Genomic DNA, 24,032 nt, shown 5'->3' on the forward strand with positions numbered 1-24,032 from the left:
CAGCCTAATGGGTTGGTCAGTATTTGTCAGTGTGTGAGATTTCGATGATGCGTTTTCGCTGCCTGTGGGTTATCGGCTGTTTGTGGTTTCCCTTGATGGGCTGGGCGGCTCCCGCGCCACCGGTGCACGTCGCGCAATTGTCCGCGGGCCAGCAGCAATGGCTGGCGCAGCATGGCGAATTGCGCGTGGGGCTGGTGTTGCAGGTGCCTTACGCCCAATACGATCGCCGCTTGCAGCGTTTGTCCGGGGTCAATGTCGAGCTGATGAAGTGGCTGGCAAAGGCGCTCAAAGTCGAGCTGAGCTGGCGCAACTTTCCCGACCTGGAGCAACTGGAAGCCGCCGCGCGCGAGGGTGAAATCGACATCGCTCCGGGGCTGACCCAAACCCCCGGTGGCCTGCGGCTCTGGCAGTTTTCCGACCCGTATATGCGGGTGCCGCAACTGGTGGTCAGCGACCAGAAAAGCACTGGCGTGGTCGAGCTGGAAAAACTCGACAGCCAGACCCGCGTGGCCGTGCGCATGCCCGGCGCCACCGCCGATTACCTGCGCAGCAATTACCCGCACCTGAATCTTCAAGGCGTACCGATCGAACGCCAGGCACTGCAACTGTTATTGAGTCAACAGGCCAGTTACGCCGTGGTCGACGAAGCTCAGTTGGGGCGTTTGTCCGCCGAACCTGAGTTCGCCGGGCTGGTGGTGGTCGGTGATATCGGCTTGCCGCAACTGTTGCGGGTGGCCACGCGCCGGGATTGGCCGGAACTGGCCGGCATCGTTGAAAGCGCGCTGCGGGCGATCCCGGCCAAGGACCTGGAGCAGCTGCACAATCAATGGCTGCAACCCAAATACCCGCGCCTGACCGAGTCCCCGGGTTTCTGGCAAAACCTCTGTCTGTTGTTGGCGGTGCTGATGCTGAGCAGTATGGCCATCGTGTTCTGGCAGCGTCGGCAACAGCACAGTCTTGAGCATCGTTTGCGGGCCGCGCGCGAAGACATTGCCCTGCGTGCCGCCAGTGAAGAAGCCTTGCGCCTCACTCAGTTTTCCATCGACCAGAGCACTGTCGGCATTCTTTGGGTCAACTGGGACAGCCATGTGCGCTACGCCAATCGCGCGGCCGAAACCATGCTGGGTTATCCGGCGGGCGGGATCATTGATCGGCCGCTGATCGACTTCGAGCCCGGCTTGCACATGGATCGCTGGCTGAACCTGTGGAAACGCGCCCGGGCCAGTGAGGACGGCCCGCAAAGTTTTGAAACCAACTGCATACGGGCGGATGGCAGCAACCTGCCGGTGGACGTTTCGCTGAGCTTTTTGCGGTTTCGCGACAGTGAATATCTGGTGGTTTACCTCAACGACGTCACCGAGCGCCGTCGTGCATTGGCTGCGTTGCAGGAAAGCGAGGCGCGTCTGCAAGGGATCGCCGCCAACGTTCCAGGACTGGTCTTTCGTCTGGAACGGGCGCCGGTGACGGGGCAGATCGATTTTGCCTACATCAGTGAAGGCAGCGAGAGCCTGGTCGGTTACTCGCCGGCCACCCTGGCCCATCGCGACAAAGGCCTGCGCAGTCTGGTGCATCCCGACGACAAGGCCAGTTATCACCAAACCCAGGATCATGCGCTGGACACCGACAGTGACTGGTCGTGGCAGGGACGGATTCTCACCCGTTCGGGCGAACAGCGCTGGGCCGAAATCAAGGCCATCACCCGCCGACTCGAAGACGGCGCCTATGTCTGGGACGGGATCGTCTGGGACATCAGCGAGAGCAAGCGCATCGAACTGGAACTGGCCAGTTCTCGCGAACAGTTGCGTGAATTGTCCGCGCACCTGGAGAGTGTGCGGGAAGAGGAAAAAGCCCGCATCGCCCGGGAAGTACACGACGAACTCGGTCAGATGTTGACCGTGCTCAAACTGGAAACCTCCATGTGCGAACTGGCCTACGCGCAGCTCGATCCCGGTTTGAACGAACGCTTGAACAGCATGAAGCGACTGATAGCGCAGCTGTTCCAACTGGTTCGCGATGTAGCCACGGCACTGCGGCCACCGATTCTCGACGCCGGGATCGCCTCGGCCATCGAATGGCAGGCTCGCCGATTCGAGGCGCGCACGCAGATTCCGTGTCTGGTGCAGGTGCCGGAGAACCTGCCGGTGCTCAGTGATGCCAAGGCGATTGGCCTGTTCCGGATCCTTCAGGAAGCGCTGACCAATGTCATGCGCCATGCCCAGGCGCATACTGTCGAACTGACATTGGCGCTGGAAGGCGACGAGTTGTGTCTGACCGTCAGCGATGATGGCGTAGGATTTGTCCCCGCTACCGGTAGGTCAACCTCCTTCGGGGTGGTCGGCATGCGCGAGCGAGTGTTGATCATGGGCGGGCAGTTGTCGCTTGAGAGTGAACCGGGTGAAGGCACGACCCTGAGCGTGCGAGTGCCGCTGGATGAGGCCTGAGGGTTTTGAGTTGTTTGGGCAGACGCCTTCGCGAGCAAGCCCGCTCCCACAGGGAGTTGTGTAAGTGCAGAAATCTTTGGCTCTCCCCAATCACTGTGGGAGCGGGCTTGCTCGCGAATGATCTTGAATCTGGAGAAGAACGTGATCCGTGTACTGGTAGCCGAAGACCACACCATCGTCCGCGAAGGCATCAAGCAATTGATCGGCCTGGCCAAGGATTTGCTGGTGGTAGGGGAGGCGAGCAATGGCGAGCAGTTGCTCGAGACGTTGCGCCATGTTCCCTGTGAAGTGGTCTTGCTGGACATCTCCATGCCTGGGGTTAACGGCTTGGAGGCGATTCCGCGGATTCGTGCGCTGAACAATCCGCCAGCGATTCTGGTGTTGTCGATGCACGACGAAGCGCAAATGGCCGCCCGTGCGTTGAAGGTCGGCGCTGCGGGTTATGCGACCAAGGACAGCGATCCGGCGCTGCTGCTGACGGCGATCCGCAAGGTCGCGGCGGGCGGGCGCTACATCGACCCGGACCTGGCCGACCGCATGGTCTTCGAAGTCGGCCTGACCGATTCGCGGCCGTTGCACTCGTTGCTGTCCGAGCGCGAATTCTCGGTGTTCGAACGCCTGGCCCAGGGCGCCAACGTCAACGACATCGCCCAGCAACTGGCCTTGAGCAGCAAAACCATCAGCACCCACAAGGCGCGGCTAATGCAGAAACTCAACATCACCTCCCTGGCGGAACTGGTGAAGTACGCCATGGAGCACAAACTCCTCTAAAGCACACCACCCGACCATTGTGGGAGCGGGCTTGCTCGCGAAGGGGCCGTGTCAGTCGAAATCAATATTGCCTGACCAACCGCTTTCGCGAGCAAGCCGGCTCCCACAGGGATAGTAGTGGCATATCCATTTGCGACACCCCGCAAATCCGCTTTTGCCTGTCCTTGCGGCTTGTAGCTGACAGCTTGCCGCTGTGTTTGCCAAAACGCGCCATCCTTGTAGGGCAATCCCTACACTCAACCTTCCATCCTGCTGAGGCCATTCTCTCCTGCGCCCCGATTTGCGTGGTCAGCAGCGTCCACTAGGCTTAGTCCACAGCAGTCATCACAAAAAAGGTGTGGGTATGAGCCAGGTCGATTCAAACGCAGGGGCCAGCGATATTCTGGTCAGCTTTCGTGGAGTGCAAAAAAGCTACGACGGCGAGAACCTGATCGTCAAAGACCTCAACCTGGAGATTCGCAAAGGCGAATTCCTCACCTTGCTCGGGCCGTCCGGCTCCGGCAAGACCACCAGCCTGATGATGCTCGCCGGTTTCGAAACACCGACCGCAGGCGAAATCCAGCTGGCCGGGCGTTCCATCAACAACGTGCCGCCGCACAAACGCGACATCGGCATGGTGTTCCAGAACTACGCGTTGTTCCCGCACATGACGGTCGCCGAGAACCTGGCGTTCCCGTTGACCGTGCGCGGCTTGAACAAGAGCGACGTTAGCGACAAGGTCAAAAAAGTCCTGAGCATGGTTCAGCTCGACACCTTCGCCCAGCGTTATCCGGCGCAACTGTCCGGCGGTCAGCAACAGCGTGTGGCTTTGGCCCGCGCCTTGGTGTTCGAACCGCAACTGGTGCTGATGGACGAACCCCTCGGCGCACTGGACAAACAACTGCGTGAACACATGCAGATGGAAATCAAGCACCTGCACCAGCGCCTCGGCGTGACCGTGGTCTACGTGACCCACGACCAGGGCGAAGCCCTGACCATGTCCGACCGTGTAGCCGTGTTCCACCAGGGCGAAATCCAGCAGATCGCGCCACCGCGCACCCTCTATGAAGAGCCGAAAAACACCTTCGTCGCCAACTTCATCGGCGAGAACAACCGCCTCAACGGCCGCTTGCACAGCCACACCGGCGACCGCTGCGTGGTTGAGTTGGGACGCGGTGAAAAGGTTGAAGCCCTGGCGGTCAACGTCGGCAAGACCGGTGAACCGGTCACGCTGTCGATTCGCCCCGAGCGCATTAGCCTCAACGGCGCTAGCGATCAATGCGTCAACCGCTTCTCAGGGCGGGTGGAGGAATTCATCTACCTGGGCGACCACGTCCGGGTTCGCCTGGAAGTCTGCGGCAAGACCGATTTCTTTGTGAAACAACCGATTGCCGAGCTCGATCCCGCGCTGGCCGTCGGCGACGTAGTACCGCTTGGCTGGCAGGTCGAACACGTTCGCGCGCTCGACCCACTTCTAGAGGCGCATTGATCGCCCCCCTGCTTCAACAACACCAACCCTGCACGTGGAGAGAACAATAAATGTTGAGATCCCTGAAATTCACCGCTTTGGTCATGGGCATGATCGGCGCGGCACACGCAATGGCGGCGGGCCCGGACCTGACCGTGGTGTCCTTTGGCGGGGCGAACAAGGCGGCGCAGGTCAAAGCCTTCTACGCACCGTGGGAAGCGGCAGGTAACGGCAAGATCGTGGCGGGCGAGTACAACGGCGAAATGGCCAAGGTCAAAGCCATGGTCGACACCAAGAGCGTGTCCTGGGACCTGGTAGAAGTTGAATCGCCAGAACTGTCCCGTGGTTGCGACGAAGACATGTTCGAGCAGCTTGATCCTAAATTGTTCGGCAAGTCCGAAGACTACGTCAAAGGCGCCATCCAGCCATGCGGCGTGGGCTTCTTCGTGTGGTCGACCGTGCTGGCCTACAACGCCGACAAGCTGAAATCTGCACCGACCAGCTGGGTGGATTTCTGGGACACCAAGAAATTCCCGGGCAAACGTGGCCTGCGTAAAGGCGCCAAGTACACCCTGGAATTCGCTCTGATGGCCGACGGCGTTGCGCCGAAAGACGTCTACAAAGTACTGGCCGGCAAGGACGGTCAGGACCGCGCGTTCAAGAAGCTCGATGAGCTCAAACCAAGCATCCAGTGGTGGGAAGCCGGCGCGCAACCGCCGCAATACCTCGCTTCCGGCGACGTGGTCATGAGCTCGGCCTACAACGGCCGGATCGCTGCCGTGCAGAAAGAAAGCAACCTGAAAGTCGTGTGGAACGGCGGTATCTACGACTTCGACGCATGGGCCATCCCAAAAGGTCTGGATAAAGCACGCGCTGAAGCGGCGAAGAAATTCATCGCGTTCTCCGTGGCGCCGCAGCAGCAGAAGACCTACTCGGAAAACATCGCCTACGGCCCGGCCAACATTCAAGCCGTACCGCTGCTGGCCAAGGATGTCCTCAAAGACATGCCGACCACCCCGGAAAACATCGCCAACCAGGTGCAGATCGACGTCAGCTTCTGGGCTGACAACGGTGAGCAACTGGAACAGCGCTTCAATTCCTGGGCTGCGAAGTAAGCACGACCTGTGATGGCGGGCTTGCCCACCCTGTGGGAGCGGGCTTGCTCGCGAAAGCGGTAGATCAATCGGCATTGATGCCGGCTGTACCGACGCCTTCGCGAGCAAGCCCGCTCCCACATAACGATCGAGGTGGTATTCCCATCTCTGTATTGATCAAAGATTTCCGGAGTACGCCATGGCCACCGCCATTCCCCTGAACGCGGGCATCGACCGCACCTTGAAGCAGCGGCTCAAGCACGCCGAGCGGATCAACCGCTGGAAAGCACAAGCCTTGATCGCGCCGTTGGTGCTGTTTCTGTTGCTGGTGTTCCTGGTGCCCATCGTGGCGCTGCTCTACAAAAGTGTCGGTAACCCGGAAGTGGTCGGCGGCATGCCGCGCACTGTGGCAGCTATCGTCAGTTGGGATGGCCGAGGCCTGCCTGCGGAACCGGTTTACAAGGCCGCCAGCGAAGACCTCGCTGAAGCCCGCAAGAATCAGACTTTGGGCGACCTGTCCAAGCGCTTGAACATGGAGTTGGCCGGCTACCGCAGCCTGCTGACCAAAACCGCACGTGCCTTACCGTTCGCCACCGAACCGACCTCCTATAAAGAAGCGCTGGAAGGTCTCGACGAGCGCTGGGGCGACCCGGCCTACTGGCAAGCCGTGCGCCGCAACACCAGCAACATCACGCCTTATTACTTGCTGGCGGCAGTCGATCACCGTATCGACGACCTCGGCGAAATCGCCCCGGCCACGCCCGATCAGGCGATCTACCTCGACATTTTTGCCCGGACGTTCTGGATGGGCCTGATCATCACCGCCATTTGCCTGGTGCTGGCGTATCCGTTGGCCTACCTGCTGGCGAACTTGCCGTCGCGGCAAAGCAACCTGCTAATGATTCTGGTGCTGCTGCCGTTCTGGACCTCGATCCTGGTGCGGGTCGCCGCGTGGATCGTGTTGCTGCAATCGGGTGGCTTGATCAACAGCGGCCTGATGGCGATGGGCATCATCGATAAACCGCTGGAACTGGTGTTCAACCGCACCGGGGTTTACATCTCCATGGTGCACATCCTGCTGCCGTTCATGATTCTGCCGATCTACAGCGTGATGAAAGGCATTTCGCCGACCTACATGCGTGCCGCGATTTCCCTCGGCTGCCATCCGTTCGCCAGTTTCTGGCGGGTGTACTTCCCGCAGACCTATGCCGGTGTCGGCGCCGGTTGCCTGTTGGTGTTCATCCTCGCCATCGGCTATTACATCACCCCTGCCTTGCTGGGCAGTCCGAACGATCAGATGGTCAGTTACTTCGTCGCCTTCTACACCAACACCAGCATCAACTGGGGCATGGCGACCGCACTCGGTGGGCTGCTGCTGCTGGCAACCGTGGTGCTTTATCTGATTTACAGCTGGCTGGTGGGCGCCAGTCGCCTGCGCCTGAGCTAAGGGGAGAACGAAATGCTGAGTCCTTATATGTCGCCCATTGAGCGGGTGTGGTTCTACAGCTTGCGCATTCTCTGCGGGCTGGTCTTGTTGTTCCTGATTCTGCCGGTACTGGTGATCATTCCGCTGTCGTTCAACTCCGGGAGTTTTCTGGTGTACCCGCTGCAAGGCTTTTCGTTGCACTGGTACCAGGACTTCTTCGCTTCGGCCGAATGGATGCGTTCGCTGAAGAACAGCATCATCGTTGCTCCGGCGGCGACTGTGTTGGCGATGATCTTCGGTACGCTGGCGGCCATCGGCCTGACGCGGGGCGACTTCCCTGGCAAGCCGTTGGTGATGGCGCTGGTGATTTCGCCGATGGTGGTACCGGTGGTGATCATCGGTGTGGCCAGTTACCTGACCTTTGCTCCACTGGGATTTGGTAACAGCTATACCTCGCTGATTGTTGTGCATGCTGTACTGGGTGTGCCGTTTGTGATCATCACGGTGTCGGCGACGTTGCAGGGGTTTAACCAAAACCTGGTGCGCGCCGCTGCGAGCCTGGGTGCTTCGCCACTGACGGCGTTCCGTCGGGTGACCTTGCCGCTGATTGCGCCTGGCGTGATCTCCGGTGCGCTGTTTGCCTTCGCCACTTCGTTCGATGAAGTGGTGGTGACGCTGTTCCTCGCCGGTCCTGAACAAGCGACATTGCCACGGCAGATGTTCAGCGGTATCCGCGAAAACCTCAGCCCGACCATCGCGGCGGCGGCGACGTTGCTGATTGCCTTCTCGGTGATCCTGCTGCTGACCCTGGAATGGCTGCGCGGCCGTAGCGAAAAACTGCGTACGGCCCAAGTCTGAGGCCGTACACGGTCAAAATGTGGGAGCGGCGGTGCGACGATTCGACTTGCTCGCGAAAGCGGTCTTTCAGTCACATAGATGTTGGATGTGCTGACGCTTTCGCGAGCAAGCCCGCTCCCACAGTTGATTTGTGTCGACCCTGTCATGGTTATGAAGTCAATCACTGCCTGAAAGCAGACAAACCCCAATCCCCAGCTACTCTTGTGCCCAGCTCCCCTATCTATAAGAGGCTGCGCACATGAGTCTTTCCTCTTTCAAAATCGCCCACAAACTGATCACCGGCGCAGCTGCCATCGAGCAACTGGCGGCTGAACTGACACGCCTGGACATCGACAACCCACTGATCGTCACCGATGCCGCCCTGGTCAAGTCCGGCACGGTCGAGCTGGCGCTGGCGCAGCTGGGCGACCGAACCTATGAAATTTTCGACCGTGTATTGCCTGACCCGGAAATCGCCATCGTCGAAGACTGCATGCGGGTCTACCGCGAGGGCGGGCACGACGGACTGATCGGCCTGGGCGGCGGCAGTGCCATCGACATCGCTAAAAGTGTCGCGGCCTACGCCGGTTATCACGGAGCGCTGGACGATCTGTTCGGCATCGATCAGGTGCCGCGCAAAGGCCCGCCGCTGATCGCCATTCCGACCACCGCCGGTACCGGCTCGGAAGTCACCAACGTGGCGATCCTCTCCGACAAGGTCGCGCAGCTGAAAAAAGGCATCGTCAGCGACTATCTATTACCGGACGTGGCGCTGGTCAGTCCACAAATGACCCTGACCTGTCCGCGCAGTGTCACAGCTGCCAGTGGCGTCGATGCTCTGGTGCACGCCATCGAATCCTATCTGTCGTTGAACGCCTCACCGATTACCGACGCGCTGGCCATCGGCGCCATCAAGCTCATCGCCAAGGCGCTGCCCAAGGCCTACGCCAATCCGTCCAATCTCCAGGCCCGCGAAGACATGGCCACCGCCAGCCTGATGGCCGGCATGGCGTTCGGCAATGCCGGGGTCGGGGCGGTGCACGCGCTGGCGTATCCGCTGGGCGGCCGTTTCAACATTGCCCATGGCGTCAGCAACGCCTTGCTGCTGCCGTATGTCATGACCTGGAACAAAATGGCCTGCGTGGAGCGCATGCAGGATATCGCCGAGGCCATGGGGGTGAAGACCGCTCATCTGAGCGCCAACGACGCGGCGGACAAGGCCGTAGAGGCGATGACCGAGTTGTGCGCTGCGGTGGAAATCCCGCCGGGACTGCGCAGCTTCGGCGTTCTCGAAGACGCCATCCCGGCCATGGCCGTGGAAGCGGCGGGAATTGAGCGCCTGATGCGCAACAATCCGCGCAAACTGAGTGCCATCGACATAGAGAAGATTTACCGAGCGGCCTACTAGGGCCTGCCATCCATTATTTTCTGTGCCGCGCCGGGTCTGCTGTTGCGCAGGGCAAGGCGCGAGGAGCGTGGTTTGGTCATTCCAAATAAGCTCCGAGCAACGCAGCCCTGCGCAACAGCAGGCCCGGCCCTTCGGGTTGTGTCTGAAAGCGGGCCAGGCTGCGTTGCAGTCCTTGGCAAGGGAACAACCATTACCGGCGGCCTGCGCCTTGCCTGGCCCGCTTTCAGACACAACGCGGCACAGAAAATAATGGATGGCAGGCCCAATCATCGCAGCCACGTCGCGCGGGTCAAAGCATGAGGTATACAATGCGCGCCATCGTGATTCTGCTCAAAAAAGGTGCGTCATGCAGCCCTTCGTAATTGCTCCGTCGATTCTCTCCGCCGACTTCGCCCGCCTGGGTGAAGAAGTGGACAACGTCCTGGCCGCTGGCGCCGACTTTGTGCACTTCGATGTCATGGACAACCACTACGTGCCGAACCTGACCATCGGCCCGATGGTGTGCGCTGCACTGCGCAAGTACGGCGTGACCGCGCCGATCGACGCGCACCTGATGGTCAGCCCGGTGGACCGCATCGTCGGTGACTTCATCGAAGCCGGCGCGACCTACATCACTTTTCATCCGGAAGCCTCGCAGCACGTCGACCGTTCCCTGCAACTGATCCGCGAAGGCGGCTGCAAGTCGGGCCTGGTGTTCAACCCGGCGACGCCGCTGGACGTGCTCAAGTACGTGATGGACAAGGTCGACATGATCCTGCTGATGAGCGTCAACCCGGGCTTCGGCGGGCAGAAGTTCATCCCCGGCACCCTCGACAAGCTGCGTGAAGCGCGGGCGCTGATCGATGCCTCCGGCCGTGACATCCGCCTGGAAATCGACGGCGGCGTGAACGTGAACAACATTCGTGAAATCGCCGCTGCTGGCGCCGACACCTTCGTCGCCGGCTCGGCGATCTTCAATGCGCCGAACTACCAAGAGGTGATTGAAAAGATGCGTTCCGAACTGGCGCTGGCCCGCCCATGAGTGGCTTTGAGCAGTTGTTCCCGGGGTCTCTGCCACGGCTGGTGATGTTCGATCTGGATGGCACGTTGATCGATTCGGTCCCCGACCTCGCAGCGGCTGTGGATAACATGCTGCTCAAACTCGGGCGAAAACCTGCCGGCATCGAATCGGTGCGTGAGTGGGTGGGCAACGGCGTGCACACGCTGGTACGCCGGGCCTTGGCCAACCACATCGACGCCGAGGGTGTCGATGAGGTCGAGGCCGAGCATGCCCTGGAGCTGTTCAACGGTTTTTACGAAGACGGTCACGAGCTGACGGTGGTTTACCCCGGCGTGCGCGACACCCTGAAATGGCTGCACAAGCAGGGTGTCGAGATGGCGCTGATCACCAACAAGCCGGAGCGTTTCGTCGCGCCGCTGCTGGACCAGATGAAAATCGGTCGTTATTTCCGTTTGATCATCGGCGGCGACACCCTGCCACAGAAAAAGCCGGACCCGGCAGCGTTGTTTTTCGTGATGAAAATGACCAACATCCCGGCGTCGCAATCCTTGTTCGTCGGCGATTCGCGCAGCGATGTGCTGGCGGCGAAAGCGGCGGGGGTCAAATGCGTGGCGCTCAGTTATGGCTATAACCATGGCCGTCCGATTGCCGAAGAATCGCCGGCACTGGTGATCGACGATCTGCGCAAGTTAATTCCCGGTTGCCTGGATCCAGCCGCTGAGATAACGTTGCCCGACGCTGTTCAACCCCCTTCTGGAAACGCCATCGTGGTGGTCACTCGCAAACTCTGGATGAAAGTCATCAAGGCCCTGGCCCGCTGGCGTTGGCGCGCCTGACTTGTTCCTGGCCGGCCTACCGGCGCGTTTGCATACCTGACTGTTAGACCCTCAAGCCACGAGGCTACCCCATGATCCGCGAAGAATTCCTGCGTTTGGCCGCTGCCGGCTACAACCGCATCCCGCTTGCCTGCGAAACCCTGGCCGACTTCGACACACCGCTGTCGATCTACCTGAAACTGGCCGACCAGCCCAACTCCTACCTGCTGGAATCGGTGCAGGGCGGGGAGAAGTGGGGCCGTTACTCGATCATCGGCCTGCCGTGCCGCACCGTGCTGCGGGTTCACGACCATCACGTCAGCGTGACCCACGACGGCATCGAGATCGAAAGCCACGAAGCCGAAGATCCACTGGCCTTCGTCGAAGCATTCAAAGCCCGCTACAACGTGCCGACCATCCCTGGCCTGCCGCGCTTCAATGGCGGTCTGGTGGGTTACTTCGGTTACGACTGCGTGCGCTATGTGGAGAAGCGTCTGGGCAAGTGCCCGAACCCGGATCCGTTGGGCGTGCCGGACATTCTGCTGATGGTTTCCGACGCGGTGGTGGTATTCGACAACCTCGCCGGGAAGATGCACGCCATTGTGCTGGCCGATCCGTCGCAGGACGATGCATTCGAGCAAGGTCAGGCGCGCCTGGAAGAGCTGCTGGAAAAACTCCGTCAGCCGATTACCCCGCGCCGTGGACTGGATTTCAGCAAGCAACAGTCCGCTGACCCAGTATTTCGTTCGAGCTTCACCCAGGACGATTACGAAAAAGCCGTCGACACCATCAAGGAATACATCCTGGCCGGTGACTGCATGCAGGTCGTGCCGTCCCAGCGCATGTCGATCGACTTCAAGGCTGCGCCCATCGACTTGTACCGGGCGCTGCGTTGCTTCAACCCGACGCCTTATATGTACTTCTTCAACTTCGGCGACTTCCATGTCGTCGGCAGTTCGCCGGAAGTGCTTGTGCGGGTCGAAGACAACCTGATCACCGTGCGCCCGATCGCCGGCACTCGCCCACGCGGGGCCAACGAAGAGGCGGACCTGGCGCTGGAAAAAGACCTGCTGTCCGACGACAAGGAAATTGCCGAGCACTTGATGCTGATCGACCTGGGCCGTAACGACACCGGTCGGGTCTCGGAAATCGGTTCGGTGAAACTCACCGAAAAGATGGTGATCGAGCGTTATTCCAACGTGATGCACATTGTTTCCAACGTCACCGGTCAATTGAAGGCCGGCCTGACGGCGATGGACGCACTGCGGGCGATACTGCCAGCGGGCACCTTGTCTGGCGCACCGAAGATTCGCGCGATGGAAATCATCGACGAACTGGAACCGGTCAAGCGGGGAGTCTACGGCGGCGCGGTGGGCTATTTCGCCTGGAACGGCAACATGGACACCGCGATCGCGATCCGCACCGCGGTGATCAAGAACGGCGAACTGCACGTGCAGGCCGGTGGCGGCATCGTTGCCGACTCGGTACCGGCGCTGGAATGGGAAGAAACCCTGAACAAGCGCCGAGCGATGTTCCGCGCCGTAGCCCTGGCCGAGCAAACCCCGGACGCCTGAGTTCACGCAAAACCTGTGGGAGCGGGCTTGCTCGCGAAAGCGGCGTTTCATTCAACATTTGAGGTGAATGACACTCCGCTTTCGCGAGCAAGCCCGCTCCCACAGATCTAGTCGGTTATCAGAAATCCAGAACGACCCCCACGTTGATGCCTTGCTGGGTAAAGTCATCATCCTTGCGGAACGTGTACCCACCGCGCAACGCCAGATCGGCCGTCAACTTGTGGCTGACCCCCAGGCTCACGCGATTCAAGTGGCTTTGCGGTGTATAGCCGTCCAGCTTGAAGTCCAGGGACGGCAGGCTGTTGAGCGCGATGTTTACTTTCTGAGTGTCATCCTCGTATTCATGCTCATACGCGTATTCGCCGAACACTTGAGTCTGCGGGGTGATCTGATACTTACCCTGCAGACCGGCGCCCAGACGTTTTGAATCGCGAGTCTGATCATCAAAGGTCAACGCTGTGGAGCGGGTGCTGTTTTCCGAATAGCCGTCGACTTCCACTGTTGCGTAATCGGCGCTGATGAACGGCGACAGGTGCCACTCGCTGCCCGGTTGTGCAATGTCGTAGCCAACCCGTGTGCTGAAGGCCCACAGATAGCCATCGGTATCGCCTTTCTCCGCACCTTCGCTGGCACCCAGGTCGAATTTGCGTTTGAGGTTGTCGTAATCCAGCTTGCCACCGGTCAACGCGGCATCGGCCCACCAGTGATTCTGCTGGAACTGGGCGAAGGCGGTAGCCAGGTAGCTGTTGAGTTTGTAGTCCGAATCGTTATTGCCTGCTTCCAGGTTCTGACGATAGAAACCTGCCGCCACACCGACGCGCCAGGCATCATTGAGACGATAGCTGCCGCCGATGTTCAGGTTGTAACCGTTGCCGTCGGCGCTGGCGCCGCTGCTTTGGCTATCGACATCCAGATGCTGACCGCCACCGGCGACAATCGCGCGCCATTGGCCGACCGCCTGCCAGTTCTCCCAGTCCGATTGCCATTGGCTGCGCAGTTCATCCTGGTGCGCACGCAAGGTGGCGTGGGCCATTTCCGGCAACAACGTCAGCTCCCACGGCGCAGCCAGTAAGGAATAGGCGTAGTCGGAAATCAGTTTCTGCCCGGCTTCGGTCGGATGAACCCCATCGTTGTAAATCAGCTTGCTGGGGTCCGGGGTGGCACTGTTGATGCCATACGCAGGGTTTTCGGTGCAGCTGTTACCGCTGAAGCAGGTCGCCGTCAGGTTCTGGCCTGTAGCAAAACCGAATCGCGCCGGATCGGCGAAGGTTTCCTGCAACAGCAGCGGAATGTTCAACGGGATGATTTCGGCATCGATCCCTGCGAGACGGGTGACCAGTTGCCGGTTGAAGGCAGAGCTCAGTAGTGAGGTGGGAGTCTGCAGAGGCGTGCCATTGATGGCGGGCGTCAAACCCAGGTCGGGTAGCAGCCAGACCATAATGTACTGGGCGCCGGCGGTTTGCAGAACCTGGACGCTGTTAGCCAGTCGATCCGCAGCGGCATTCGCCTGAGCGCCACTTTGTACACGTCCCTGAAGAAAATCGTTACCACCGCCGGAAATGTAATACAGCGCATTCGGATCGGCGCTGAAGTTGTTTGTCGGCAGATAGCCCGGGCGCGTGCGTTCGCCCGTGGCGGATACGCTGGTGATCGAGGTGAGGATCTGGTCCGTGCGGTAACCGCCAACGGCCCAGTTGTTCCCGTCCGGCAGGCCCTGGCTCGCACGCGCCGCCGAGGTTGAAGCGGCCGTCTGGTCCGGTGAAAACCCGAGCCGGTCACCCAGCAATTGGGTGGAGTTGGCGGAGTAGACTTCGCCGCTGCCGTCCCGGTAAATCGGGCCGGTCCGGTTGGTGAAGCGCAGGGGCGAACCGGGAGGGCCACCCGTGTCGGTAAACTGCCCGGCATCGTTGAGGCTATCGCCGAAGACGATGAAACTCGAATAAGGGTTGGGCGCCGCGATCGCCTGGGTGCAGGCCATGGCGAGCAAGCAGCCGGCAAGCGGTACAGTCAACGTCTGTCTGATCATGAGCAAGTCCGTTTGTTATTGTTGTAGTGAGCGAAACGATAGTGCCAAAAACTATAGAGCCTGTTGCCGTTCGGCGCGAACCCGTCAATTGTTTCAAGAGCTTCGATCGCCCCATATTGCACGCTCTGCCCAGCTAAGTTACTGTGCCGAGACGTATAAATGAGACCTTCCCCGTGTTGATCGTCAGCAAACTTCTGGATCAAGTCATCAAGGCACACGCCCGTTGGCGTTGGCGCGCCTGAATCCTTCTGCCGGCCCGGCCGGATCTTTACCGCTTTGCCTTCTTTACCCGCAAGACAAACCGCTTTGCAGCGCGACTCCAGCGACTGACAAAGTGCAGGACGCTGCGGGTAAATCATTCGAAGGCTGTATTCAAAGTCAGTAAATTCAAGAGGTTCTTAACGCCATGTTGCTGATGATCGATAACTACGACTCTTTTACTTACAACGTTGTGCAATACCTCGGTGAGCTCGGTTCCCAGGTCAAAGTCGTGCGCAACGATGAGCTCACCATTGCCGAAATCGAAGCGCTCAACCCAGAGCGGATCGTCGTTTCACCCGGCCCTTGCACGCCGAACGAAGCCGGCGTGTCGATTGACGTAATCAAACATTTTGGCGGAAAACTGCCGATTCTGGGCGTGTGCCTGGGCCATCAGTCCATCGGCCAGGCCTTTGGCGGCGATGTGGTGCGTGCCCGTCAGGTCATGCACGGCAAAACCAGCCCGGTGTTCCATGAGGACAAAGGCGTTTTTGAAGGCCTGAACCATCCGCTGACAGTCACCCGCTATCATTCACTGATCGTCAAACGCGAAACCCTGCCCGATTGCCTGGAACTGACCGCCTGGACCCAGCTTGAAGACGGTTCGGTCGACGAGATCATGGGCCTGCGCCACAAGACACTGAACATCGAGGGCGTCCAGTTTCACCCTGAGTCGATCCTCACCGAACAGGGCCACGAGCTGTTCGCCAATTTCCTCAAACAAACCGGCGGCACGCGCTAAGGACTTTTCATGAATATCAAGACAGCCCTGAGCCGTATCGTCGAACAGCTCGACCTCAGCACCGATGAGATGCGCGATGTCATGCGCGAAATCATGACCGGGCAATGCACGGACGCGCAGATCGGCGCGTTCATGATGGCCATGCGCATGAAGAGTGAAAGCATCGACGAGATCGTCGGTGCCGTGTCGGTCATGCGCGAGCTGGCGGACAAGGTCGAACTCAAGACCCTCGACGGCGTTGTCGATGTGGTTGGTACCGGGGGTGATGGCGCGAACATTTTTAACGTCTCGACCGCTTCCTCGTTCGTGGTCGCGGCGGCCGGTTGCACCGTGGCCAAGCACGGTAACCGTGCGGTCTCGGGCAAAAGCGGCAGCGCCGATTTGCTGGAGGCGGCGGGCATCTACTTGAACCTGACGCCGGTTCAGGTCGCACGCTGCATCGACAACGTCGGCATCGGTTTCATGTTCGCCCAGACCCATCACAGCGCCATGAAGCACGCCGCCGGCCCGCGCCGGGAGCTGGGCTTGCGCACGCTGTTCAACATGCTCGGCCCGCTTACGAATCCGGCCGGCGTGAAGCATCAGGTGGTGGGCGTGTTCAATCAGGCGTTGTGCCGGCCGCTGGCCGAAGTCTTGCAGCGTATGGGCAGCAAGCACGTGCTGGTGGTGCACTCGAAGGATGGCCTGGACGAGTTCAGTCTGGCGGCGCCAACCTTCGTGGCGGAATTGAAGGATGACCAGATCACCGAGTATTGGGTCGAGCCAGAAGACCTGGGCATGAAAAGCCAGAGCCTGCACGGTCTGGCAGTGGATAGCCCGGCGGCTTCCCTGGAGCTGATTCGCGATGCCCTGGGCAAGCGCAAGACCGAGAACGGTCAGAAAGCCGCGGAAATGATTATGCTCAATGCCGGTGCCGCGTTGTACGCCGCTGACCATGCCAGCAGTTTGAAAGAAGGCGTTGCCCTGGCGCACGATGCGCTGCACACAGGCCTCGCTCGGGAAAAACTGGAGGAGTTGGGTGCATTTACCGCGGTATTCAAAGTGGAGAATGAGGGATGAGTGTACCGACGGTTCTGGAAAACATTCTGGCCCGTAAAGTCCAGGAAGTCGCCGAGCGTAGCGCTCGCGTAAGCCTGGCGGAGCTGGAAAGTCTGGCCAAGGCGGCCGATGCACCCCGTGGTTTTGCCAAGGCACTATTGGCTCAGGCCAAGCTCAAGCAGCCAGCGGTCATTGCAGAAATCAAGAAAGCTTCACCGAGCAAAGGCGTGATTCGCGAGAACTTCGTTCCCGCCGACATCGCCAAGAGTTACGAGAAGGGCGGCGCGACCTGTCTGTCAGTGCTGACCGATATCGATTACTTCCAGGGCGCCGATGTGTATCTGCAACAGGCGCGGGCGGCGTGCAAACTGCCGGTGATCCGCAAGGACTTCATGATTGATCCGTACCAGATCATTGAAGCCCGAGCGTTGGGCGCCGACTGCGTGCTGCTGATCGTCTCCGCTCTGGATGACGTGAAAATGGCCGAGTTGGCTGCCGTCGCCAAAAGTGTCGGCCTCGATGTGCTGGTGGAAGTTCACGATGGCGACGAGCTGGAGCGGGCCTTGAAAACCCTCGACACTCCGTTGGTAGGCGTCAACAACCGCAACCTGCACACTTTCGAAGTCAACCTGGAAACCACCCTCGATCTGTTGCCGCGTATCCCGCGTGATCGTCTGGTGATCACCGAAAGTGGCATTCTCAACCGGGCCGATGTCGAGCTGATGGAAATCAGCGATGTGTACGCGTTCCTGGTGGGCGAAGCGTTCATGCGCGCCGAAAGCCCGGGCACCGAGCTGCAGCGTCTGTTCTTTCCTGAGCGTGGCATCGCGGTGAGCGGTTCTACACTCGACTGAGTACAAATAGACAAACCGCGACGCTCCCTTCGCGAGCAAGCCCGCTCCCACATTAGTCCGCGTCCATTCAGACAACGCCGATCCAATGTGGGAGTGGCGGTGCGACGACTCGACTTGCTCGCGAAGATGGCATGAGATGCACAGCAGATTGAACGTCCTGTGGATTAACTGATGACCTCACCTATCGCCTTGACCGTCGAAGCCGGCCTGCTCGCCGAACAGGATCTGTTGGCCCATGTGTGCACCGGCGATTCGGAGTTTGGCCTGCTGTTCTGGCAGCCCAGTGACCGGGCACTGGTCATGCCGCGACGGTTGAATCGTCTGCCTGGGTTCGAGGCCGCGTGCGAAGTGTCGGCTGCGGCAGGTTGGCCGGTGTTGTTGCGTGAAACCGGCGGTGAACCGGTGCCGCAATCGGCCTCGACGATCAACATCGCACTGGTCTACGCGCCACCGCGTAGCGAGGGTGACCAAAACCGCATCGAAACCGGTTATCGCCGGCTTTGCGATCCGATTTGTCAGTTACTCGATGAGCTGGGCGGCGTTTCGTCTTTGGGCGAAATAGAGGGTGCGTTCTGTGATGGACGTTTCAACGTCAACCTTGACGGGCGCAAGATGGTCGGCACGGCTCAACGCTGGCGCCAGAGCAAGGGCGGTACGCGTCCGGTAGGGTTGGTGCACGGTGCTTTGTTGCTCGATAACGAGCGTGAGTCGATGGTTGCGGCGGTTAACCGTTTCAATGAAGCCTGTGGCCTGGAGCAGCGAGTTCGCGCCGAGAGCCACATTGCTCTTCATGAAAAATATGCAGCACCTGATGCGATGGGGCGACTCGACACGTTGTACCGCGAGTTGCTGGCAAACATGTTCAGGGTTTAGCGCGTACCGAAGACCACCATGGTCTTGCCTTTGACGTCCACCAGGTTGCGTTCTTCCAGGTCCTTGAGTACGCGACCGACCATCTCACGTGAACAACCGACAATCCGCCCGATTTCCTGACGGGTCACCTTGATCTGCATGCCATCGGGATGGGTCATTGCATCTGGCTGCTTGCACAGTTCCAGGAGGCAGCGCGCGACGCGGCCGGTAACGTCGAAGAATGCAAGGTCACCCACTTTGCGGGTGGTGTTGCGCAGGCGCTGTGCGATTTGTCCGCTGAGCACGTAAAGAATGTCTGGATCCTGTTGGGACAGTTCGCGGAATTTTGCGTAGCTGATCTCCGCGACTTCGCATTCGATCTTGGCGCGCACCCAGGCGCTGCGTTCCTGTTCCAGGCCCGCCTGTTCGAACAGGCCCAACTCGCCGAAGAAGTCTCCGGAGTTCAGGTAGGCGATGATCATTTCGCGGCCGTCGTCATCCTCGATCAGGATGGTGACCGAACCCTTGATGATGAAGAACAGCGTGTCTGAGCGGTCGCCGGCACAAATGATGTTGCTTTTGGCCGCATAACGACGGCGCTGGCAGTGCATCAACAGCTTGTCGAGGTTCTTGATTTTGGGTGTTGGGGTAATAGCAACCATGGTTGTATCCCGAAAAGACTTCACGGTGTGTTTGATTTTCTTATGAGTCGCTGAGGTTGCTATAAAGCTGGCAATGCGCCAGTGAATTGGCGCCAGCTTAACAGACACTTCCTGCAATATTCGAGAATTTACCTACAGCACAGCGGCTTGCGTCGTAGGAAGGCGAGACGTCGTCAATCAAGGCCCCTGTGCTAAGCTGGCGACCCTTTTTTATACAGTGGAGTCTTGGCGATGAAGGCACGCATCCAATGGGCTGGCGAAGCCATGTTCCTCGGCGAATCCGGCAGCGGTCATGTCGTGGTCATGGACGGTCCGCCCGATGCCGGCGGTCGCAACCTGGGTGTCCGGCCGATGGAAATGCTCCTGCTGGGTGTTGGCGGTTGCAGCAATTTCGACGTGGTCAGCATCCTCAAGAAGTCCCGTCAGGCCGTTGAAAGCTGCGAAGCCTTCCTCGAAGCCGAGCGTGCTACCGAAGATCCGAAGGTTTTCACCAAGATTCACATGCATTTTGTGGTCAAGGGCCGCGGCTTGAAAGAAGCCCAGGTCAAACGCGCCATCGAGCTGTCTGCCGAGAAGTATTGCTCGGCGTCGATCATGCTGGGTGCGGCTGGCGTGGCAATTACCCATGACTACGAGATCATCGAGCTCGGTTGAATCGACTGTAGGAGCAAGGCTTGCCCGCGATGGCGATCTCAAGGATGCAATCGCAGGCAAGCCTTGCTCCTACGAAAGCCATTGAGTCAGATCCGATAAGTACTCTTGGTCATGACCTTGGCCATCAGGCTCATGCCGAACTTCACCGGTGCCGGGAAGCGGAAACCCCCAGCCTCCAGCGCGCTTTCGGCGTGGTGTTCTTCATCAATGCGCATCTGCTCGAGGATCGCCCGAGACTTTTCGTCCTCGGCTGGCAGTTGCTCAAGGTGTTCGTTGAGGTGTTTGCACACCTGATGCTCGGTCGCGGCAACGAAACCCAGGCTGACTTTATCGCTGATCAGCCCGGCTACCGCGCCAATCCCGAACGACATGCCGTAGAACAGCGGATTGAGAATGCTGGTGTGGCTGCCCAACTGTTTTATGCGTTGTTCGCACCAGACCAGGTGGTCGATTTCTTCTTCGGCGGCATGTTCCATGGCGGCGCGCACTTGCGGCAGCTTGGCGGTCAGGGCCTGACCTTGATACAGCGCCTGGGCACAGACTTCGCCGGTATGGTTGATGCGCATCAGACCGGCGACGTGCCGGGAGTCTTCGTCGCTCATTTGCGCATCCGGCTGCACGATAGCGGGCGAAGGGCGGTACGGCTGACCACTGAAGGGCAGCAAGGTACGCATCGCGGCATCGGCTTGTAGCAGAAGGCGGTCAATCGGCGAGTAGTGACGTTGGGTTGTCATGCTGACCTCCGGGAAGAATCTCGGCGGCCAGTTTAACCCAATCGGCCAGGGAAGGTTTGCGCTGAGTCATTGCGACGCAGGTGCTTGTGGGGGCGGGATTGCCCGACCCCACAGGGCTTGCTGCAATCAGCCCGGCGGCCAATGCATCTGGCGCTGACCCAATACATGCATATGTATGTGATAGACGGTCTGCCCACCCAATGGATTGCAATTCATGACCACGCGAAAGCCCTCTTCGCAACCCAGTTCCAGGGCCAGACGCTGGGCAGTGAACAGAATATGCCCAGCCAATGCCTTGTCGTCCTCGGTCAGGTCGTTAAGCGTGCGCACTGCTTTTTTCGGGATCACCAGAAAATGCACGGGTGCCTGTGGGGCGATGTCGTGGAAGGCCAGTACCTGGTCGTCCTCGTAAATGATCTTTGCCGGAATTTCCCGGTTGATGATCTTGGTGAACAGAGTATCCACAGCTACTTTCTCCGTTGTTTGGGCTGGCCTGAGTGTAACCATGGGTGATGCCTGAGCCCAGCCTTTTACCTTGAGGGTGCGATCAGCGCGGGCAGTAAGCCTTGTTGACCATGCCAGCGATTGTCCGGGTCAGCCAGCGGGAGCCGAGTCGCGGCAGGAAGGCACGCCAGCGGTTGCGTCGACCCGGAATGATGATGGCGCGATTTTTCTCCAGAGCCCGGACGGTGTAGAGCGCGACTTCCTCGGGGCTCATCAGCATCTTGCTGTCGATCAGTTTGCCAGCGTCCAATTGCGCGGTGCGGAAAAACGCCGTGCGGGTAGGGCCGGGGCAGAGCACCGAGACCTTGACCGCGCATTTTTTCAGTTCGACGCGCAACCCTTCGGAAAAGTGCAGCACATAAGCCTTGCTGGCGTAATAAGTACTCATCCACGGGCCGGGATGGAACGCCGCCACCGAGGCGACATTCAAAATCTGACCGCCGCCCTGCAGCGCCATGCTGTTGCCGATCGCGTGACACAGTCGAGTGAGTGCGAGGATGTTCACTTCGATCAGGTCCTGCTCGGTCATCCAGTCCTGAGCCAGAAAAGGGCCGCAGGTGCCGATGCCGGCGCAGTTGACCAGCAAATCGATCTGTCGGTCACCTTCCTCCAGCTCCAGCAGAAAACCGGACAGCCGTAGCGGCTCGCCGAGGTCACAGGCTCGGAACAACACTTCCACGCCAAAACGTTGGGTCAGTTCAATCGCAATACTTTCCAGCTGATCACGCTGACGGGCCACCAGAATCAGGCTGCGGCCGCGCCGGGCCAGTGCTTCGGCCATCGCCAGGCCGATGCCGCTGGAAGCGCCAGTGATCAGTGCGTAACGGGTCATGCATTTCTCCATCGCAACAGCTCCGCGCCGGCGACGCAGGTGTCACGGACGGGGAGCGCTGTTCATTCTTTCGCAGAGTCTACAGGGGGCTGGGCTTCTTCGGCTGCATCGTCGGCTGAATTTGGCGCGGGCTCTGCTTCCACAGCGGTTTGATCTTCGATCTCTTCAGTGGTCACTGAGTCACTTTCATAGCCGCTCTGGGTGGCGCTTTCATATTCGCTCTGGAGGGTAGTAAGGCCGCCGGTCAGTCCGCCGATGAACAGGATCGCGATAAACACCAGCCACAGTGACGACAGGACCTTGACCGCGGCGCTGTTGGGCGGTGGTGGCGCACCGTATCGATTGGCGGTGTTATTACCCGGCGCAATCATCATCACGAACGGAAAGATGCTGCCCACGAACGGCACGAGGGTCAGTAGCCAGAGCCAGCCAGACCAGCCGATATCGTGCAGACGCTGGACACTGAACTGGATGCTGACGAACGCCAGCGCCACGAAGAGAATAAAGGCCAGCAAGCCACCGAGAATCAAGCCGGCGGTAGTGTCCGCAGAGATAAGGGCCAAGCCAAAAACAGCAAGCACAGTGCCAACACCAAGGGTTACCAGCGTCAGCGACATCGTCCAGGCCAGATAACGCAAGCGACCGATCCGACCCACGAAGCTGAACGGTTTGAGTGTGGAAAACGCAGGCAAGGCTTCGCCAACGGTAGCCCGGGGTGGTGCGTAAGGGGATTCGGGATCTGCCGCGACAGCAGGGGCGTGTTCATGAACGTCAGCCAGGTTCAGCTCGATCGAGGGTTCGGATTCGATCCGGGCATCGATACCGGTTTTGGTCAGCGCCTGGAGATAAGTCTGCGCATCGCCCTGCGACAGGTCGCGTTTGAGCGCAACCGGCTTGCCACTGAACAGTCGCTCGATGGCAGCCACATCGCTTTTGAACAACTCGGCGAGATTGAGCTTGGCGGTGGTGACGTCAACACCTGGCAGCAGAGCGCCGTCGAACACGATCTTGAAACGGTTTTCGCTCATTACGAGGCATCCTTGTCGTGTGAAGCCAGCCGGAATGGACTGGCCAGGTTTTCCTGTCCGCGTGGCCAGCGCTTGGGCAGCGCTGCCGCCAGCTCCAGCGCTTTGCGGTACTCGGCATCAAGGCGAGCGACCAATTGATCGACACTCGGCAAGTCGTCGATCTCGCCGACACCCTGGCCTGCGGACCAGACGGTTTTCCAGGCTTTGGCTTCATCGCTCATGGGCTTGAGTTTGGAGCCGAAGTCCACCTCGCCCTTGCCGTGCAGCGCGGCCATGTCGAAACCTGCAGCCTCAAGGCTCTGACGCATAAAGCTCGCCGGTACTCCCGACACCGCTGGAGTATGGACGATGTCTGCGGCTCTGGCAGTCAGCAGCATCTCTTTATAGGCGTCAGGCGCATGACTTTCGGTGGTGCCGATAAATCGTGTGCCGAAGTAGGCCAGATCCGCACCGAGCAATTGTGCCGCGAGAATCTCGTGGCCATGGTTCAAGCAGCCGGCCAGCAGCAGGGTCTTGTCGAAGAATTGGCGAATCTCGGCAATCAGCGAGAACGGGCTCCAGGTTCCGGCGTGTCCACCGGCTCCCGCTGCCACGGCGATCAAACCGTCGACCCCGGCCTCGGCGGCTTTCTCTGCATGGCGACGAGTCGTCACGTCATGGAACACCAGACCGCCATAGCTGTGCACTGCATCGACCAGTTCTTTCACGGCGCCGAGACTGGTGATCACAATCGGCACTTTGTGCTCGATGCAGATCGCCAGGTCCGCTTGCAGCCGCGGGTTGCTGTGGTGGACGATCAGGTTCACCGCATAAGGCGCCGGATTCTCCAGTGTCGCCAACCCTGCTTCGATCTCTTCCAGCCAGGACTTGAAGCCGCTGCTCTCGCGCTGGTTCAGCGCAGGAAAGCTGCCCACCACGCCATTACGGCAGCAGGCGAGCACCAGTTGCGGGTTGGAAATCAGGAACATTGGCGCTGCCACCACCGGCAGACGCAAGCGTTGTTCGAGCAGAGCGGGCAGCGACATTGGAAGTACC

The 24,032-nt window shown here is 59.7% G+C and carries 23 protein-coding genes; 15 read left to right on the forward strand and 8 right to left on the reverse strand.

Annotated features, from left to right (window positions below; genetic code table 11):
* Positions 1–44 precede the first annotated feature (44 nt).
* The 10 genes from DFS28_RS29290 (at position 45) to trpE (ending at position 12,813) form a co-directional block, all read left to right on the forward strand.
* On the forward strand, positions 45–2,441 hold the full coding sequence (locus tag DFS28_RS29290) for a PAS domain S-box protein (RefSeq protein ID WP_111452561.1): 2,397 nt from the start codon (positions 45–47) through the stop codon (positions 2,439–2,441).
* Between the two features lie 117 nt (positions 2,442–2,558).
* Entirely contained in the window at positions 2,559–3,212 is a 654-nt protein-coding gene (locus tag DFS28_RS29295; protein WP_178082239.1) for a response regulator transcription factor, read from the forward strand.
* A gap of 343 nt (positions 3,213–3,555) precedes the next feature.
* Entirely contained in the window at positions 3,556–4,680 is a 1,125-nt protein-coding gene (locus tag DFS28_RS29305; protein WP_008147213.1) for an ABC transporter ATP-binding protein, read from the forward strand.
* Positions 4,681–4,730: 50 nt separating this feature from the next.
* The gene (locus tag DFS28_RS29310) at positions 4,731–5,774 is read left to right on the forward strand and encodes an ABC transporter substrate-binding protein (protein WP_111452562.1); all 1,044 of its coding nucleotides are present in this window, start codon (positions 4,731–4,733) and stop codon (positions 5,772–5,774) included.
* Positions 5,775–5,952: 178 nt separating this feature from the next.
* Positions 5,953–7,200 carry an ABC transporter permease gene (locus DFS28_RS29315; RefSeq protein ID WP_111452563.1) on the forward strand — a complete coding sequence of 416 codons (1,248 nt, stop codon included), beginning with the start codon at positions 5,953–5,955 and terminating at the stop codon, positions 7,198–7,200.
* 12 nt (positions 7,201–7,212) lie between these two features.
* Positions 7,213–8,037, forward strand: coding sequence for an ABC transporter permease (locus DFS28_RS29320; protein ID WP_033056203.1), 825 nt, complete (start codon positions 7,213–7,215; stop codon positions 8,035–8,037).
* A 238-nt stretch (positions 8,038–8,275) separates the two neighbouring features.
* The gene (locus DFS28_RS29325; protein WP_111452564.1) at positions 8,276–9,424 is read left to right on the forward strand and encodes an iron-containing alcohol dehydrogenase; all 1,149 of its coding nucleotides are present in this window, start codon (positions 8,276–8,278) and stop codon (positions 9,422–9,424) included.
* A 346-nt stretch (positions 9,425–9,770) separates the two neighbouring features.
* Positions 9,771–10,445 carry a ribulose-phosphate 3-epimerase gene (gene rpe / locus DFS28_RS29330; protein WP_008027088.1) on the forward strand — a complete coding sequence of 225 codons (675 nt, stop codon included), beginning with the start codon at positions 9,771–9,773 and terminating at the stop codon, positions 10,443–10,445.
* Positions 10,442–11,260 (forward strand): phosphoglycolate phosphatase, encoded by an 819-nt coding sequence (locus tag DFS28_RS29335; protein WP_046045387.1) that lies wholly within the window; start codon positions 10,442–10,444, stop codon positions 11,258–11,260. The genes rpe and DFS28_RS29335 overlap by 4 nt, the downstream gene beginning before the upstream one ends.
* A gap of 71 nt (positions 11,261–11,331) precedes the next feature.
* Positions 11,332–12,813: an anthranilate synthase component I gene (gene trpE / locus DFS28_RS29340; protein ID WP_111452565.1), complete on the forward strand. Its 1,482-nt coding sequence runs from the start codon at positions 11,332–11,334 to the stop codon at positions 12,811–12,813.
* 118 nt (positions 12,814–12,931) lie between these two features.
* Here the strand turns inward: trpE and estP are convergent, their stop codons facing one another.
* Entirely contained in the window at positions 12,932–14,839 is a 1,908-nt protein-coding gene (gene estP / locus DFS28_RS29350) for an esterase EstP (protein WP_111452566.1), read from the reverse strand.
* A complete protein-coding gene (locus DFS28_RS30565; RefSeq protein WP_158539706.1) occupies positions 14,836–15,198 on the reverse strand; it encodes a hypothetical protein in 363 nt (120 codons plus the stop codon). Before DFS28_RS30565 ends, estP begins: the two co-directional genes overlap by 4 nt.
* Positions 15,199–15,245: 47 nt before the next feature.
* On the opposite strand from DFS28_RS30565, the gene DFS28_RS29355 reads away from it, so the two are divergent.
* The 4 genes from DFS28_RS29355 to DFS28_RS29370 all read left to right on the forward strand — a co-directional run bounded on the left by DFS28_RS29355 (position 15,246) and on the right by DFS28_RS29370 (position 18,604).
* Positions 15,246–15,839, forward strand: a complete 594-nt coding sequence (locus tag DFS28_RS29355) for an aminodeoxychorismate/anthranilate synthase component II (protein ID WP_033056198.1) — start codon at positions 15,246–15,248, stop codon at positions 15,837–15,839.
* Positions 15,840–15,848: 9 nt separating this feature from the next.
* Positions 15,849–16,898 (forward strand): anthranilate phosphoribosyltransferase, encoded by a 1,050-nt coding sequence (trpD, locus tag DFS28_RS29360; RefSeq protein ID WP_056741323.1) that lies wholly within the window; start codon positions 15,849–15,851, stop codon positions 16,896–16,898.
* The gene (gene trpC, locus DFS28_RS29365; protein WP_111452567.1) at positions 16,895–17,731 is read left to right on the forward strand and encodes an indole-3-glycerol phosphate synthase TrpC; all 837 of its coding nucleotides are present in this window, start codon (positions 16,895–16,897) and stop codon (positions 17,729–17,731) included. Before trpD ends, trpC begins: the two co-directional genes overlap by 4 nt.
* A 171-nt stretch (positions 17,732–17,902) precedes the next feature.
* Positions 17,903–18,604, forward strand: coding sequence for a lipoate--protein ligase family protein (locus DFS28_RS29370; RefSeq protein WP_111452568.1), 702 nt, complete (start codon positions 17,903–17,905; stop codon positions 18,602–18,604).
* Here the strand turns inward: DFS28_RS29370 and crp are convergent.
* Positions 18,601–19,245: a cAMP-activated global transcriptional regulator CRP gene (gene crp, locus DFS28_RS29375; protein ID WP_008147233.1), complete on the reverse strand. Its 645-nt coding sequence runs from the start codon at positions 19,243–19,245 to the stop codon at positions 18,601–18,603. The two genes, DFS28_RS29370 and crp, sit on opposite strands and share 4 nt — an antisense overlap.
* Before the next feature lie 231 nt (positions 19,246–19,476).
* Between crp and DFS28_RS29380 the strand changes: the two genes are divergently transcribed.
* Positions 19,477–19,899, forward strand: a complete 423-nt coding sequence (locus DFS28_RS29380) for an OsmC family protein (protein WP_007941657.1) — start codon at positions 19,477–19,479, stop codon at positions 19,897–19,899.
* Positions 19,900–19,985: 86 nt separating this feature from the next.
* On the opposite strand, the gene coq7 is transcribed toward DFS28_RS29380, so the two are convergent.
* The 5 genes from coq7 to DFS28_RS29405 all read right to left on the reverse strand — a co-directional run bounded on the left by coq7 (position 19,986) and on the right by DFS28_RS29405 (position 24,022).
* A complete protein-coding gene (coq7, locus tag DFS28_RS29385) occupies positions 19,986–20,633 on the reverse strand; it encodes a 2-polyprenyl-3-methyl-6-methoxy-1,4-benzoquinone monooxygenase (RefSeq protein WP_111452569.1) in 648 nt (215 codons plus the stop codon).
* Between the two features lie 126 nt (positions 20,634–20,759).
* On the reverse strand, positions 20,760–21,098 hold the full coding sequence (locus DFS28_RS29390) for a histidine triad nucleotide-binding protein (protein WP_008147240.1): 339 nt from the start codon (positions 21,096–21,098) through the stop codon (positions 20,760–20,762).
* Positions 21,099–21,180: 82 nt separating this feature from the next.
* Positions 21,181–21,969 (reverse strand): SDR family oxidoreductase, encoded by a 789-nt coding sequence (locus tag DFS28_RS29395; protein ID WP_046045397.1) that lies wholly within the window; start codon positions 21,967–21,969, stop codon positions 21,181–21,183.
* 62 nt (positions 21,970–22,031) lie between these two features.
* Positions 22,032–22,997, reverse strand: coding sequence for a DUF805 domain-containing protein (locus tag DFS28_RS29400; protein ID WP_111452570.1), 966 nt, complete (start codon positions 22,995–22,997; stop codon positions 22,032–22,034).
* The gene (locus tag DFS28_RS29405; protein ID WP_111452571.1) at positions 22,997–24,022 is read right to left on the reverse strand and encodes a nitronate monooxygenase family protein; all 1,026 of its coding nucleotides are present in this window, start codon (positions 24,020–24,022) and stop codon (positions 22,997–22,999) included. Before DFS28_RS29405 ends, DFS28_RS29400 begins: the two co-directional genes overlap by 1 nt.
* Between the last annotated feature and the right edge of the window lie 10 nt (positions 24,023–24,032).

The organism is Pseudomonas sp. 478 (assembly GCF_003254125.1).
Lineage (GTDB): Bacteria > Pseudomonadota > Gammaproteobacteria > Pseudomonadales > Pseudomonadaceae > Aquipseudomonas.